The sequence below is a fragment of the Novosphingobium sp. BL-A-41-Hi4B-X5A genome (genome assembly GCF_055521705.1).
In genome coordinates this window covers 1,720,961-1,736,796 of record NZ_CM145500.1, presented here as the reverse complement: position 1 = coordinate 1,736,796, position 15,836 = coordinate 1,720,961, and the positions used below count along the sequence as shown (strand labels likewise).

Below are 15,836 nucleotides of genomic sequence, written 5' to 3'. Positions count from 1 at the left end.
CGCATTAGCTCGACTCTTCGTTAAATTGCCCTTCATCTAAGCCCCTTCACCGCCAGTGCGTTGGAGGGGCTTTTGGTGCTACCACACGGGGTTCGAGCGGCAATTGGCGTCGCTATCTTGCTTGTCTCGCAGGTCACGTCGGCTTCGGCGAAGATGAGGGTGGACTTTCCACTGACCAAAAGTGTCGGCCCCTTGCAAGCGGGCCAGTTCTGCCTTCCCAAGAGCAGTTTGCGAGGATCTGATTTCGTTTCAGATGAGTACCAATTTGATTTACTTGTTCGCCAAACGCTTGACGAACAAGCAATGCACAACAAAGGCTCGCTTGGCAGCGGCTCCACGCCTAAGATTGAAGTTCATCTCAAGTCAGCCGCAGTGAAGCTATGCGCGAAATCGTGGGGCATGTTCGGCATGGGGGATACGAAATCGCTCAGCGGGAAAGCAGCTTTCACGTTCACCTGGAGAAAAGACGGTCAAAAGGCCTTGTCTGTCGAGACTATTGCGCTTGAAGTGAACGGGAAAGAACGCCTGACGGCCCCAGCAATTTTGCGCAGGGCCGTCAATGTACTGTGCGGGCGAATAGCTGCATCTGGCCAATAACTGGGCGACGAATCGGCTAGCCCGCCAACGGCGCCCAGCATTCTTACCCCCGCGTACCCTCCATCGGGAAGGTGCCGAACATGCCTGCCGTTACCTTGCCGGTCAGGGTGTCGCCTTCGATCGTAGCGGTGCAATCAAGCGTCATCGGCATCGGCACGGTCATCTTCATCTGCCAGGTCAGCGTGTTGCCATCGACCTTGCCGTTCTCGACGTCCATCGAGCCCATCTGGCCGCTGTTGGTGCCGGTGAAGCTGTCGCCATCGACGTTGACGGTGAAGGTGCTGGTCTGGTCACCCATCGGGGTGTGGGTCACGCAATTGTAGGTGCCGGCAACGGACATTGATGCTCTCCCATTATGGTGTGGTGGGCAAAGTCTATCTACAAACGTGTCAATAGCAAGACAGGCCGCGTGACGAAGCGTTGCGCGCGGTTGGCAGCACGAAAAAGGGGGCGTGCTCGCCGCACGCCCCCCAATTCGCTTGCCGATGCAAAGCTTACTTCGGCGCGGCCATTTCCTCTACCGGCAGGCCGAACTTGTCGAGCTGCGGCTTCACCTTGGCGGCATCGCCGACAACCACCCAGACCATGCCGTCCGAGTTGATCTTCGAACGGAACGCCTTGTCCACTTCGGCGGCGGTCATCTTGCCGTAGCGGGCGGACAGCGTCTCGTAGAAGTCGTCCGGGCGCTGGTAGTTGACGATCTTGGCAAGGCCATCGAGCACTGCGGCGCTGGTCTCGAACATGCCCGGCAGTTCGCGGGCGCTGCCCTTGGTCGACCAGTCCAGCTCCTCGGCGGTCACGCCCTTGGTGCTGCCGTACTCGTCGATCTCGCGCTTGATCTCGACCAGTGAATCCCCGGTGCGGTCGGTCTGCACCGGTGCGATCACCTGGAAACGGACCTTGTCGAGCGGTTCGCTGACGCCGTTGTAGGCGCCATAGGTCCAGCCCTTGGCCTCGCGCAGGTTCATGTTGATGCGGCCGAGGAAGTTGCCGCCGAGGATATCGTTGGCGGTGTTCAGCGCGACGGTGTCGTCAGTGCCCTTGGCGTCGATCACCTTGCCGGCCATGATGAACGACTGCGGCGAGCCCGGGCGGTCGACGAGGATGACGCGGCTCTTCTGTACCGGAACTGCCGCCGAGAAGTCCTTCACCGGCCGCGCCATGCGGTTCGAGGGCCAATTGCCGAAGCTGTCGTCGAGCATCTTGACCACGGCGTCGAGCGTGGTGTCGCCCACCACGAAGATGCGCGCGGTGTCCGGGCGGAACCAGCGGGCGTGGAAGGCCAGCAGATCCTCGCGCGTCAGCTTCTTCACGACTTCGGCATCGCCGAGGCCGCTGGAGGGGAAGGCGTAGGGGTGGCTGCCGTAGAGCGTGGGCACGAGCACGCGGGCGGCGAGGGCCTGCGGGCTTTTCATCTCGGCCGAGATTGCGGTGAGCTGCTGCGTGCGCACGCGCTCGAGGTCTGCCGGGGCGAGCGCGGGACGGCGCACCACGTCTGCGAGCAGGCCGAGCGAGGCGCCGAGGTTGGGCGACAATGCATCGACCTGGAACGAGGTCAGGTCGCTCGTTGCCGACAGCGAGATGTTGGCGCCGAGGCGTTCACGCTCCCGCGCGAATTCCGAGCCCGAAAGCTTCTGCGTGCCTTCGTCCATCAGGCTGAGCAGCAGCGATTCGGTGCCGAGCGCCGACTTGGGATCGGCGGCATAGCCGGCATCGAAGCTGACGCGGACCGATACGGTCGGCACTTCGGAACGCTTGGCGAAATAGACAGGAATGCCGTTCTTGAGCGTCGCGCGCTGGATCGCCGGGAAGTCGAGCGGGGCAAGCTGGCCAACGGCGGGCAGCTTCGAACGGTCGGCTCCGGCGACAGCAGGGGCGGGCACGCCCTTGGCCGGCATGTCGGGATCGCGGAAATAGGCAGGGTGGGCACCGGTTGCGGTCTGGGTGTAGAACCCGCCGCGCGCCTCGCCACCCTCGGTCCGCTCACCCGGCTCGACAGTCAGCGCGAAGGCCGGGCCGGTGAGCCACTTGGCCGCTGCTGCCTTGACCTCGGCGGGCGTCATCTTGGCGGTGCGATCAAGCTCCTGCCGATAATGTTCGGGCGTGCCGTTGTAGAGCAGGCCCTCGGCCAGCGTCGGAGCCTTGCCGTTGAAACCGCCGGTGCGCTCCAGCCCGCGGATCTCGCTGGCGGTGGCGGAGGTTGCCGCGCGCAGCAGTTCGTCCTGCGTCGGGCCTTCCTTGATGAACTTCGCGATCTCGGCGTCGAGTGCGGCGGCGACCTTGGCCGGGTCCTGGCCCGGCGTGACATCAGCCTTGATCACGAACTGCGCAGCCTGCGCGAAGACTTCGGCATCGGCCGAAACCGCGACCGCAACTTTCTGTTCGCGCACCAGCGCATCGTCGAGACGCGACGAGGCGAGGCCGCCCAGCACCGAGGCGGCAAGGTCAAGCGGCAGATAGTCCGGGTTGTCGAGACCGGGCACGGCCCACATGCGGTAGATGCGCGTGGTCGCGACCTGATCCTTGATCGTCTTGGAGACGGTGGAAGGCAGCGTTGGCACCGGGGCGCTGACCGGCTTGACCTGCGGACCCGGCTTGATGTCGCCGAACCACTTGGCGACCTTTGCCTTGGCGGTCGCCGCGTCAATATCGCCCGACAGGACGAGGATTGCATTGTTCGGGCCGTAGTGGTCGGTGAACCAGCCCTTCACGTCGGCGAGGCTGGCGGAATCGAGGTCGGCCATCGAGCCGATGGTCGAGTGGTGGTAGGGGTGGCCCGAGGGGTAGAGGTTCTCGAGCTGTTCGTACTCGACGATGCCGTAAGGGTTGTTGTCGCCCTGGCGCTTCTCGTTCTGGACGACGGCGCGCTGGTTATCGAGCACCTTCTGGGTCACCGCGCCGAGCAGGTGGCCCATGCGGTCGGATTCCATCATCAGCACCATATCGAGCGCGGCAGTGGGCACGGTCTCGAAGTAGTTGGTGCGATCGAACCAGGTGGTGCCGTTGACGTCGGTCGCGCCGACCTGCTGCAACGGGGTGAAGAAATCGCCCGGCACATTCTCGGTGCCGTTGAACATCAGGTGTTCGAAAAGGTGGGCAAAGCCGGTCTTGCCCTTGGGCTCGTTCTTCGAGCCGACGCCGTACCATACCGACACTGCCACGACCGGGGCCTTGCGGTCGGTGTTGACCAGTACAGTCAGGCCATTGTCGAGCTTGAAGCTTTCGTAGGGAATCTGGACCTTGGCGACGAGGTCAGGCAGCGGAGCGGGCTTTGCTTCCTGGGCAAAGGCAGGGGATGCAAGTGCAGTCGATGCGGCAAGGCCAAGCAGGCTGGCGGAGAGTTTGTGCTGCATGAGTGTCCCATGAAGTGGCAGCGAACAGGGGCGCTGCGGGGGTTGTGCAAGGTCGAAGAGCAGGTCCAGCCTGAATATCGGCTTAGCCCAGGCTCCCAGATTTGGTTTGATTGGAAACTTTCTAGTGCCCATGCTCGCGCGCGCAAGTGGGGCGTGCCCAATGGGCAGGTGCCACGCGATCCGTTTCGACAAACGACAAAGAGAGACCGATGAACGTCAAGCTGCTTGTTTCTGCCCTGTTGCTGTCTGGCGCAGCGGTTCCCGCCCTGGCCGAGGAGCCGGTGTTCGATGCGCAGGCCGTGCGCGCGCACGTGACCTTCCTGGCCGACGATCTGCTGGAAGGCCGCGACACCGGCAGCCGCGGCTACGACATCGCCGCCAGTTACGTTGCCTCGCAGTTCATCGCGTTGGGCCTTAAGCCCGCCGCTGCGGACGGCTCGTTCTTCCAGAAGCTGACGGTGCGCGAGGCGCGGCTCGATGGGGCGCCGAAGCTGGCGCTGACCTACGGCGGTAAGGAAACGGTGTTTTCCGACACCGCGCAAGTGCTGGTGCGGCCGAGCCTGACCGACGCCAAGGTAGCGATCGAAGCGCCGCTGGTGTTTGCAGGCTTCGGCTTCGACCGCCCGGACCTCGGCTTCAATGACTACAGGGGCCTCGACGTGAAGGGCAAGATCGTCGTCGTCCTGACCGGCGCGCCCAAGGGCACGCCGAGCGAGCTTGGCGCGCACCTCAACTCCGACAAGGCAATGATGGCGATGAGGCGCGGCGCGATCGGCGTGATCAGCATTCCGACCGACGAGGACACCAGGCGCCGCCCCTGGGACAAGCGCGTGGCGATCTCGGACGGTCCGGCCAAGGGCTGGGTCGGGACCGATGGCAAGGCGTTCAGCCGCACGCCTGGAATCATGGGCGGCGCCACGCTCAACCCTGATGTTGCCGCGCCGCTGTTTGCCGCATCGGGCAAGTCGCTCACCAAGATTCGCGCCGAGGCCGACAGGACCGGCGGCAAGCCCAAGGGCTTTGCGATGAAGGCCAAGGCCAGCCTGTCGTACGCGCAGACCTGGAAGGACGTTCAGAGCGAGAACGTCGTTGCCGTGCTGCCGGGTTCCGACCCGGCGGTGTCGAGCGAATTCATCGGCATGACCGCACACCTCGACCATATCGGCATCCACGGCAAGGGAGAGGACACGCTGCACAACGGCGCGATGGACAATGCCTCGGGCGTGGCGACGATGCTGGAAGTGGCCAAGGCCGTGGCGAAGGGAAAGCCCCGCCGTTCGGTGATGTTCGCGGCGCTGACCGGCGAGGAAGGCGGGCTGATCGGCTCGGACTACCTCGCGCGCAATCCGGTGGTTGGGGGTGAAATGGTCGGCCTCGTCAACTTCGACATGCCGGTGCTGACTTACATGTTCTCGGACGTCGTCGCGTTCGGGGCGGAGAATTCGACGATGGGCAAGGTCGTGGCCGAGGCGGCGACCAAGGCCGGGATCAAGCTCTCGCCCGATCCGATGCCGGAAGAGGGGCTGTTCACGCGGTCGGACCACTACCGCTTCGTCCAGCAGGGCGTGCCTGCAGTGTTCATGATGACCGGCTTCGAAGGGCCGGGCGAGAAGGCGTTCCGCGGGTTCCTGAAAGACCACTACCACCAGCCCAGCGATGACCTGAAGCTGCCGTTCAATTGGGACGCGGGCGCGCTGTTTGCAAAGGTCAACTACTACACCGTGATGGGCCTCGCGAACGGTGCCGAGCGGCCCAAGTGGTACGCTGGCAGCTTCTTCGGCAAGGAGTTTGCACCCAAGGCGGCGAAAGCGGCTGATCCTGTGAGGTAGCGCTCATTCTGTTTCACGCAGAGACGCGGAGAAGAAGCAGAGACGCGGAGAAGGAAAAAGGATGAGGGCGGCTGCGCCGCAGGCATTCTCTTGAACTTTCTCCGCGTCTCCCTTCTCTTCTCTGCGCCTCTGCGTGAACTCTGATTGCTCCCGATCAAGGAACCACCCCGGTCGAGCGGTGTAGCTTTTTCGTCGGCGGAGCACTTGTGTTGCGAAAAAGCCACACCATGTCTTGCGCAACAGGAGGACACTCGACCTTATGAACCTCGAGAAATTCACCGACCGCGCCAAGGGCTTCCTGCAAGCCGCGCAGACCGTTGCGATCCGCATGAATCATCAGCGGATCACGCCGGACCATATCCTCAAGGCCCTGCTGGAAGACAGCGAGGGCATGGCCAGCGGGCTGATCCAGCGCGCGGGCGGCAATGCTGCCCTGGCGCAGACCGAAGTCGACAAGGCGCTGGCGAAGATTGCCGCCGTCTCCGGCTCGGGCGCGCAGCAGACGCCGGGCCTCGACAACGATGCGGTGCGCGTGCTCGATTCTGCCGAGCAGATCGCGGCCAAGTCGAACGACAGCTTCGTGACTGTCGAGCGTATGCTCGTCGCGCTGACGCTCGCCACCACGACTTCGGCGGGGCAGGCGCTGAAGGCTGCGAACGTCACGCCGCAGGCGCTCGAGGCGGCGATCACGCAGCTGCGCGGCGGGCGTACGGCGGACAGCGCCAGCGCCGAAAACGCCTATGATGCGATGAAGAAGTATGCCCGCGACCTGACCGAGGCCGCGCGCGAGGGCAAGCTCGATCCGGTGATCGGCCGCGACGAGGAGATCCGCCGCACCGTGCAGATCCTCGCCCGCCGCACCAAGAACAACCCGGCGCTGATCGGCGAGCCGGGCGTCGGCAAGACCGCGATTGCCGAAGGCCTCGCGCTGCGCATCGCCAATGGCGACGTGCCGGATTCGCTGCGTGACCGCACGCTGATGGCGCTCGACATGGGCAGCCTGATTGCGGGCGCGAAGTATCGCGGCGAGTTCGAGGAGCGGCTCAAGGCGGTGCTTGACGAGGTCAAGGGCGCCGAAGGCCAGATCATCCTGTTCATCGACGAGATGCACACCCTGATCGGGGCGGGCAAGAGCGAGGGCGCGATGGATGCGGGCAACCTGCTCAAGCCCGCGCTCGCCCGCGGGGAGCTGCACTGCATCGGCGCGACGACGCTGGACGAATACCAGAAGTATGTCGAGAAGGACCCCGCGTTGCAGCGGCGGTTCCAGCCGGTGTTCGTGGGCGAGCCGACCGTGGAGGACACGATCAGTATCCTGCGCGGCATCAAGGACAAGTACGAGCTGCACCACGGCGTGCGCATTGCCGACAATGCGATCGTGGCGGCGGCGACCCTGTCCAACCGCTACATCTCCGACCGCTTTTTGCCCGACAAGGCCATCGACCTGATGGACGAGGCGGCGAGCCGCATCCGCATGGAAGTGGAAAGCAAGCCCGAGGAGATCGAGAAGCTCGACCGCCGCATCATCCAGATGAAGATCGAGGAGATGGCGCTGGCCAAGGAGACCGATACCGCGTCGAAGGACCGGCTGGCGACCTTGCGCGAGGAACTGGCGAACTTCGAACAGCAATCGGCCGAGCTGACCACGCGCTGGCAGAACGAACGCGACAAGATCGCCGCCGAGGGCAAGGTGAAAGAGGCCCTCGACGCCGCGCGCAGCGAGCTGGACGTGGCGCAGCGCAATGGCGACCTGGCGAAGGCCGGGGAGCTTGCCTATGGCCGCATTCCCGAGCTTGAGCGACAATTGGCCGAAGCGCAGGGCGTCAGCGCCAATGCCATGCTGCGCGAGGAGGTGACCGCCGAGGACATCGCTGCCGTCGTCAGCAAGTGGACCGGTGTGCCGGTTGACCGCATGATGGAAGGCGAGCGCGAGAAGCTGCTCAAGATGGAAGAAGTGCTCGGCCAGCGGGTGATCGGGCAGAAGGACGCGGTGCTTGCCGTGTCCAAGGCGGTGCGCCGTGCGCGCGCCGGCCTGCAGGACCCGAACCGTCCGCTCGGCAGCTTCCTGTTCCTGGGGCCAACGGGCGTGGGCAAGACCGAGCTGACCAAGGCGCTGGCCGGCTTCCTGTTCGACGATGACAACGCGATGGTCCGCATCGACATGTCGGAGTTCATGGAGAAGCACTCGGTCAGCCGCCTGATCGGCGCGCCTCCGGGCTATGTCGGTTATGACGAGGGCGGGGTGCTGACCGAGGCGGTGCGGCGCAGGCCCTATCAGGTCGTGCTGTTCGACGAGGTCGAGAAGGCGCACTCGGACGTGTTCAACGTGCTGCTGCAGGTGCTCGACGATGGTCGCCTGACCGACGGGCAGGGCCGCGTGGTGGACTTCACCAACACGCTGATCATCCTGACCAGCAATCTCGGCAGCCAGTATCTTGCGAACCTCGAAGAGGGGCAGGATGTGCAGACCGTCGAGCCGCAGGTGATGGACGTGGTGCGCGGGCATTTCCGGCCCGAGTTCCTCAACCGCCTGGACGAGATCATCCTCTTCCACCGTCTGGGCCAGGAGCACATGGCACCGATCGTCGAGATCCAGGTGGCGCGGGTGGCCAGGCTGCTCAAGGATCGCAAGATCGTGCTGGACCTGACCGATGCGGCCAAGCGCTGGCTGGGCCGGGTCGGCTACGATCCGGTCTATGGCGCGCGTCCGCTGAAGCGGGCGGTGCAGCGCTATCTGCAGGACCCGCTGGCCGAGAAGCTGCTGGGCGGCGAGGTGCCGGACGGTTCGACCGTGCGCATCGACGAGGGCGATGGGGCTTTGAGTTTCGTCGTGGAGTGATCGAGGAAGGGGCTGCTGCGGTGGCCCCTTTTTCTTTCTGTTTCACGCAGAGACGCGGAGAAGCAAGGGGAGACGCGGGGAAGAGAAGAGTTTGAGGCGGCTGCGCCGCAGGCGCCTTCCCAAGAACTCTGCGCCTCCCTTTCTTCCTCTGCGTCTCTGCGTGAACCATTCCACGCTCGATGCAAAAAAGCATCCGCTGGCGAGTGCGGACGGTAACGCCGGTGGGAAAATCACAGATCGCGCGACCAGTGCGGTGCCGTTGTGGCACGCAAGGGATGGGGCGCGGGACCGGGTGCGAGTGGCCGGGGGCGGTTCCGAACCCCTGATCGGCTCAGCCTGATGGTCGGACATATGTGAGAGGACGAAGCGTTGGCAGCGGCTCGCGGGCTGCCTTGGCTTCTGGCAAGCGGCTGTGTGAAAAGAACCTGTCGTTTGCGCAGACACTGTCACGCAAGTCAGGCGGGTTCCGCATCCGCAGCGTCGCTCAGGGCTTACGCGCCGTGCTATCAGCCCTGGGGTGTCCTGTCTGTCCTTGGGTAACGACAGGTCTTGCCCGGTGGGTCTTGGGCTTTACGCCCCGCATTGAACCCACGCGCACCTGCCGCACCGATCGCGCCGGAAGCCTTCACGATGTGTTGGCGTCCGAAGGGAGAGGAGCGGGATGGCCTTGTGCCCTCTCCTGACCTGTGGGCGGGGCGTATAACCTATATGGTTCGTTTTGTCAAGGTGCTTCCGCACGAACGTGCTTGCCACGCGTGGTTTTGCACGTGCGAAGAGTGATGCTGCATCGCGGTTCACAGCGCACCAATCGAGCGCTATACGTGTTTTTACGGGACTGATGGTGGGTGCCGATCCCGGGCCGCCTGGAGCAGACAATGAAGTATATTCGCGAACTTGAAGGTCTGCGTGGGTTGATGGCCTGGTGGGTGGTCATCGGGCATTGGTCCACCACTGCGCCGATCCCACATTTCATCGGTAAAACAAAGCTTTATAACGGATATGCTGTTGACGTTTTCGTGATCCTCAGCGGATTTGCTATAGCGGCACTGATCGACAAGCGTCCCGAACGTTTCGGCATGTACATCACGCGCCGTTTCCTGCGAATCTTCCCTGTCTACCTGTTTTTCCTCGTTATATCGGCACTGCTTGCGCCACTGGCGTTGCAGACGTGGCAAGCGGCTCCTGCCGGATACATGCAGGATAACCGCATCAGGATTGCTACTGACAGCCTGACCTACTTTTGGCCGCACCTATGGGCGCATCTGGCTGCTGTTCAGGGGCTGATCCCTGATCGCTTCCTGCCCAGCACCGACTATGCCTTTCTCGGTCAGGCGTGGAGCATCTCGCTGGAGTGGCAGTTCTACCTGATCGCGCCTTTCATGATCGCATGGGCGCGGCCATCAGCGCCGCTGGGCCGAATGGTCTGGCTGCTGTTTGTGGCTGCTGTCTGCGTTGCCTTGTCGCGCTTCATGCCTGCCGGCTTCCTTGGCACGCACCTGCACAAATTCCTGATCGGCATCTTCAGCTTCGCGTTCCTGAAGGCGCGGTTCGAGGGCAATCCGGCGCTGCAGTTCCCGATGTTGCCTTTCGCGGTGTTCGGCGTGCCGTTCCTGCTGTTCCTGAAGACGCCGGCCACGCTGCCCTACATGATCTGGATCATGATGATGGTGACGATCGTGATAGCTCGCGAGCAGGAAAAGGGGCCGTTCGCTGCGGCATCACGCGCGTTTACGCATCCGTTCGCGCTCAAGATGGGCAACATGGCCTATTCGGTCTATCTTTCCCATATGCTGGTGATCGTGGGCGCGCTAAACCTGCTTGAAAGGCTGAACCTCGGCAATGTCGCCCTGTCCGTGGCACTGCTCGTGCTGACGCTGATCGGCACGCTGATCATTTCGACGCTGACCTATCGCCTGATCGAGAAACCGTTCCACGAATTCGGCCGCTCGCTCAAGGACAAGCGCGAAGTCGCCTACGCCTGAAGCTGTCGCGAGCGGCCCTTGCCGTCACGGTGGAGGCCACCCATATCTCCACCGATGGGGGCCGCTGACACGATCATTTCCGGAACTGTCGCGAGTGGCGGGCAGCGGCTGGACAAGGCTCTGGCCGATGCTTCGGGCCTTTCGCGGGAGCGGGTGAAGGCTTTGCTTGCCGAGGGGCGGATCAGCCTTTCGGGGAAGGTGGTGAGCCAAGCTTCCGTCAAGGTGGCCGAGGGCACCGCCTTCGAAATCCGCGTGCCGGAAGCCGCGCCGGCCGAGGCTGTGGCGCAGGATATTCCGCTGAGCGTCGTCTATGAGGACGATGCGCTGATCGTGGTGGACAAGCCGGCGGGGCTGGTGGTGCATCCGGCGGCGGGGAATCTTGACGGCACGCTGGTCAACGCGCTGCTGCACCATTGCCGGGGGCAGCTTTCGGGCATTGGCGGGGTGGCGCGGCCGGGGATCGTGCATCGGATCGACAAGGATACGTCCGGGCTGCTCGTCGTCGCCAAGACTGACGTGGCGCATGAGGGGCTGGCCAGGCAGTTTGCCGACCATTCGATCGTGCGCGCCTACAAGTGCGTAACGGCGGGCGTGCCGATGCCGCCATCCGGCACGGTGCGCGGGGCGATTGCGCGGTCCAGCCATGACCGCAAGAAGATGGCGCTGGTCGAGGACGGTCGCGGAAAGCATGCCGTGACGCATTTCCGCACGCTTGCGGCGCTCGAAGGGGCGGCTTTGGTCGAGAGTCGGCTGGAGACCGGGAGAACCCACCAGGTGCGCGTTCACCTTGCGTCAATCGGCCATGCGCTATTGGGTGATCCTGTCTATGGACGCACACCTTCAAAGCTTCGGCCGCTGCTCCAGCGGCTTGGGTTTCATCGCCAGGCGCTGCATGCGGCGGAACTGGGGTTCGTTCACCCCGTTACCGGTGCAACCCATCATTTCGCCAGCCCGACGCCCGTCGATATGCGGGAACTCATCGTCGAACTCTGCGCTGAAGGGCATGATGCAAAGGTACTGGCGATGTTGTAATGAAGGACTTTGGAGTCGTCCGCGAAGAGGCTCCGTTTGAGTGGTCCCGCCGCCGGTCGCCCATCAGGGGGCCGTCACATGGGAACCGACGAGAAGAAAGGACGTGTTCAGGTGAGTGAGGAAAGAAAAGCTTTGACAGTACCTGCCCTTGGCGGGGAAGCCAGCCTCAACCGCTATCTCTCGGAAATCCGCAAGTTCCCCGTGCTGACGGCTGAGCAGGAATACATGCTCGCCAAGCGTTTTCAGGAACACCAGGATCCCGAAGCTGCCGCCCAGCTGGTGACGAGCCACCTGCGTCTCGTGGCGAAGATCGCCATGGGTTATCGCGGCTATGGCCTGCCGGTCAGCGAGCTGATCTCCGAAGGCAACATTGGCCTGATGCAGGGCGTGAAGAAGTTCGAGCCCGACCGGGGCTTCCGTCTGGCCACCTATGCGATGTGGTGGATCAAGGCTTCGATGCAGGAATTCATCCTGCGCTCGTGGAGCCTGGTGAAGATGGGCACCACGGCGGCGCAGAAGAAGCTGTTCTTCAACCTGCGCCGGATGAAGAAGAACCTCGAGGCGTTCGAGGATTCCGACCTGCATCCGGACGACGTGCGCAAGATCGCGACCGACCTCGGGGTGCCCGAGCAGGAAGTGGTCAACATGAACCGGCGCATGATGATGGGCGGCGATGCCTCGCTCAACGTCTCGATGCGCGAGGACGGCGAGGGTTCGTGGCAGGACTGGCTGACCGACGACCGCCCGCTGCAGGACGAGACCGTGGCCGAGGCCGAGGAGGCGAGCTATCGCCACCAGCTGCTGGTCGAGGCGATGGACAGCCTGAACGAGCGCGAGCGCCATATCCTGACCGACCGCCGTCTGGTCGACGAGCCGAAGACGCTGGAAGAGCTTTCGCAGGTCTACAATGTCAGCCGCGAGCGCGTCCGCCAGATCGAGGTGCGCGCATTCGAGAAGCTGCAGAAGGCGATCCAGCGGATCGCGGTGGAGCGCAAGCTGCTGCCGGCCTGATGCGGGTTGGGTGATTGATACGAAACGGCCGGGTGGCGAGCCCGGCCGTTTTTGTTTGGGCCTACGACATGTGCAGCCGGTCCGTATCCAGCGCGGCCCCGGCCAGAAACCACAAGGCGTGGCGGCCGGGGAGGAAGAAGTAGCCGCCGCCTTTCAAGGTGACGTAGCGCTGTACCGGGCATAGCTCGAGCGGCGCATTGCGGCCGAGGATGGTGAAGCGCTGGTCGGGGGTTTCGGTCGGGCCCTTGTGCATGGCGAAGGGGTCGGGCTCCGCTTCGAGGCCGTGGAAGGTGGGCGAGGCGAGCCAGGTCTGCTGGACGAATTCGAACTGGCGTTCGAGATCGGCGTTGAAGGCCATGAACAGCGTGCCGCGCGCGGTATCGCCGTCGTTGTCGAGATAGGGCCGGCCACGGCGGAGCAGGCGGTGGCGGTTGCTGACGGAAAGTTCGACCGGCTCTGTCGGCGCGAGGCTGTCGCGCGGGAAGGTGCGGCGGACGTGGGCACCGAAGGGACAGCGCAGGCCTTGCGGGTCGGCGTCCTTGTAGAGGAAATCGTTCTTCCGCATCGCGTCCACCCCGCTCTTCATCGCCGGGTGGAAGGGATTGTCGATCAGCGCCGAGCCATCGCGCCAGCGGCCGAGCATCTTGGCGGCGATCCATTCGCGGGTGCGGTGGATGTTGCCGTTGTGCGGGTTGATGACATCGGGCTGCTTGCAGATTTCGTGCGCCTTTTCATCGAGTTGCTGGCGGAAGCCATCGACGTCCTGCGCGAGCTGGCGGATCACCAGATAGCTGCCGTTGCGGCCGAAATCGCGCGCGCGGGCGCCCTGATCGGCGAAATCGGGGTACTGTGTCGGCTGGTCGGGCGGGGGCGATGGGAGAAGGAGCTGCGGACACATCCCGAGATCCTGCATCGGGCGCTCGACCAGCGGCGAGGGCGGGTAGTAGCCGCGGTTGTCGGTATAGCCGAGGATGAACTCGCCGGGCTCAACGCCGTGGACCGGATCAGGCGCGCCGTGGCGGCCGGGAAAGCCGCGCACCAGGGGCTGCGAGACGCCGTCGACGAAGCCGAAGGGTTCTTCGGAGAGGTCGTCGTTGCTTGATGTGGCATGGACGAATTCTGCGCCCTCGGCAGGCTTGGACACGCTGTCGTCGCTGGTTCGCCATGCCTCCTTGAAGCGTTCGAGGTCGAAGGCCTTGAGGCCGGTGCGTATGGAGGCCTTTTCGGTGATGCCGATGGCGGCAGCGTCGCTGACGATCTGCGCGAACTTCTGCGCGGCAACTTCGTCCTTGGCATAGAGCAGCAGCACGATGTGGGTATCGTCGTCACACCATTCGAGCTGTTCTGGATCGCCCAGTGCGCGCTTGCGGCTGGCGTGGGCCATGCCGAGCGAGAAGGCCGGCGGGAAGCCTTGCGGCGTGCCCGGGCCTTCGAGCGCCAGTTCCTTGTCCAGCCCGAGCAGGCGCAGGCCGGCGGCGGAGAAGGCGATATTGCAGACGAAGTCCTGCGGCGGCTTGTCACCGAACGAGACGAGGTCTTCGGCGATCAGGCCAGCCAGCCACTTCTGCACGTGGGCATAAGGGTGGGCGCTGCCTTCGCGCCTCGGCTCTCCGAAGTTGAGCGCGACGACGCGGCTGTGCGGATGACGCTTGAGCCCGCCAAACATCAGCGTCTGGATTTCCTCATACTGCAACCCGTAATCGGGGCGGGGGATCGAGCCGAACAGGTCGAGCCAGGCCTCGGCGTCCGACGGGTTGGCTTCGAGGCGGTCCTTGCACAGGAGGCCGCTGACGATCAGCGCGTGCTTGCGCATGGCGGTGGTGGAAAGATCGGGGTGTGCGGCGAACCAGAACGGGGTGGGGCGCATCGAGCAGCGGGCATAGCGCTTCATCCGGTCGCCGTCCTCGGCGCCCTTGAAGAACAGCAGGCGCGTGGCGGGGAAACCTTCGGCATTGCTCCAGACGGCGGTGACGCCTTCGGATGCCTTGGTGATGAAATCTTCGAGGTAGCTTTCCCAGCTGCCATCGTAGTTCGAGAAGAACACCAGCTGGCGCGTGCCCGGCAGGACGACCCAGCGTGCGGCGTGGATCGTGCCGATGGTGGCGAGGAAGCCTTTCCGCATCACCCCGATCTTCGCCATGATGGCAACGGCAGTGAAGGCGAGCGGCAAGGTCCACTTGCGCACCCATGCCTTGCGCAGGGTAGTGACGCTGACCATGTGGTTGGGGATCACGCCGGGGGCATTCTCCTTGGCCATCATCGCGCCGAGTGCGGCGGCAGATGGCGTGCGGTCCACCGGCGTGTTGGCGAGTTCGTCGCGGCGCAAGGCCCACGCCACCGCGGCGACAATCAGCAGCGCGATGACCACGGCGGGCAGGATCGCGCCCTTGAGGAGCGCAAAGCCGGTGGCTCCGCCCGCGCGGCCGAGCAGAAGTGCCAGAAGATAGCCGATACCCAGCAGCGGCCAGATCAGTCCTTGCGCGTTGGCAAGGCCCTTGCCGATCCAGCCGAGCGTCCAGCGCGAGCGGGCGAAATCCAGCCACGGCGCGTCGTTGCGTTCGCAGAACGCGAGCTTGGGCGGCTTGCGGTCTTCCAGACGGACGAGGTCGTCCTTCAGCTCTGTCGCGACGACGCGGAACAGGCTTTGCGGGCCGTGGAGCGAGGAGCGGGCACGTTCGCGCGCGATGATGGAACGCGCCTTGGCGACGATTGCTCGGTTCTCGTCGATGGTGCGAACGCCGAGGCCCGGCAGACCGACGAAGGGCAGGCCGGTCAGGCGGCGGTCGAGAAACGGCACGCGGAACACCGCCGGGTTGATGCCGTAGGCATGGCGACGCAGCAGCGGCAGGACCTCGCCGACCGCGCTGATGCCGCTGGTCAGCTTGAGCACCGGGAGCAGGAGCGCTCCGGCGTATTCGGCAATCAGATCGAGCGCACGTCCGGCGTTGCCATCGACTGTGGCTTCGAGCACCAGATGGGCCTGCTTTCCCGGCGCTTCGGGCGGGATGGCGTGGATGCTGGCGAAGTGGACCACGCCGGTCTGGCGCAGGGCCGTGGCCATGGCTTCGTTCGCCGGATTGCCGAGTTCGCCGATCTCGCGCTCTATATCGCCGACGTCGCACCATTCGGACTTGTCTCCGAAGGGGATGGCAACGGTGACGAAGTCCTGATTGACGCTCAAAGGTTGGTTCCT

9 protein-coding genes are annotated in these 15,836 nt (G+C 64.2%); 6 read left to right on the top strand and 3 right to left on the bottom strand.

Going from position 1 to position 15,836, the window contains the following annotated elements:
- Nucleotides 1-60: 60 nt before the first annotated feature.
- Nucleotides 61-597, top strand: coding sequence for a hypothetical protein (locus tag ACZ1JY_RS08265; protein ID WP_465128975.1), 537 nt, complete (start codon nt 61-63; stop codon nt 595-597).
- A 43-nt stretch (nt 598-640) separates the two neighbouring features.
- Here ACZ1JY_RS08265 and ACZ1JY_RS08260 read toward each other — a convergent pair whose 3' ends face one another.
- Both ACZ1JY_RS08260 and ACZ1JY_RS08255 read right to left on the bottom strand, forming a co-directional pair.
- On the bottom strand, nt 641-937 hold the full coding sequence (locus ACZ1JY_RS08260; protein ID WP_168905180.1) for a hypothetical protein: 297 nt from the start codon (nt 935-937) through the stop codon (nt 641-643).
- Between the two features lie 154 nt (nt 938-1,091).
- Nucleotides 1,092-3,950 (bottom strand): M16 family metallopeptidase, encoded by a 2,859-nt coding sequence (locus ACZ1JY_RS08255; RefSeq protein WP_465128974.1) that lies wholly within the window; start codon nt 3,948-3,950, stop codon nt 1,092-1,094.
- Between the two features lie 209 nt (nt 3,951-4,159).
- Here ACZ1JY_RS08255 and ACZ1JY_RS08250 point away from each other — a divergent pair, with 209 nt between their 5' ends.
- The 5 genes from ACZ1JY_RS08250 to rpoH all read left to right on the top strand — a co-directional run bounded on the left by ACZ1JY_RS08250 (nt 4,160) and on the right by rpoH (nt 12,643).
- Nucleotides 4,160-5,779, top strand: coding sequence for a M28 family metallopeptidase (locus ACZ1JY_RS08250; RefSeq protein WP_465128973.1), 1,620 nt, complete (start codon nt 4,160-4,162; stop codon nt 5,777-5,779).
- A gap of 259 nt (nt 5,780-6,038) precedes the next feature.
- Complete coding sequence (clpB, locus tag ACZ1JY_RS08245) at nt 6,039-8,618, top strand: ATP-dependent chaperone ClpB (protein WP_168905183.1); 2,580 nt, start codon at nt 6,039-6,041, stop codon at nt 8,616-8,618.
- A gap of 875 nt (nt 8,619-9,493) precedes the next feature.
- A complete protein-coding gene (locus tag ACZ1JY_RS08240) occupies nt 9,494-10,600 on the top strand; it encodes an acyltransferase family protein (RefSeq protein WP_465128972.1) in 1,107 nt (368 codons plus the stop codon).
- 54 nt (nt 10,601-10,654) lie between these two features.
- Nucleotides 10,655-11,632 carry an RluA family pseudouridine synthase gene (locus ACZ1JY_RS08235; protein WP_465128971.1) on the top strand — a complete coding sequence of 326 codons (978 nt, stop codon included), beginning with the start codon at nt 10,655-10,657 and terminating at the stop codon, nt 11,630-11,632.
- 78 nt (nt 11,633-11,710) lie between these two features.
- Complete coding sequence (gene rpoH, locus ACZ1JY_RS08230; protein WP_465128970.1) at nt 11,711-12,643, top strand: RNA polymerase sigma factor RpoH; 933 nt, start codon at nt 11,711-11,713, stop codon at nt 12,641-12,643.
- A gap of 61 nt (nt 12,644-12,704) precedes the next feature.
- Here the strand turns inward: rpoH and ACZ1JY_RS08225 are convergent, their stop codons facing one another.
- On the bottom strand, nt 12,705-15,824 hold the full coding sequence (locus ACZ1JY_RS08225; RefSeq protein WP_465128969.1) for a Dyp-type peroxidase: 3,120 nt from the start codon (nt 15,822-15,824) through the stop codon (nt 12,705-12,707).
- Nucleotides 15,825-15,836 lie beyond the last annotated feature (12 nt).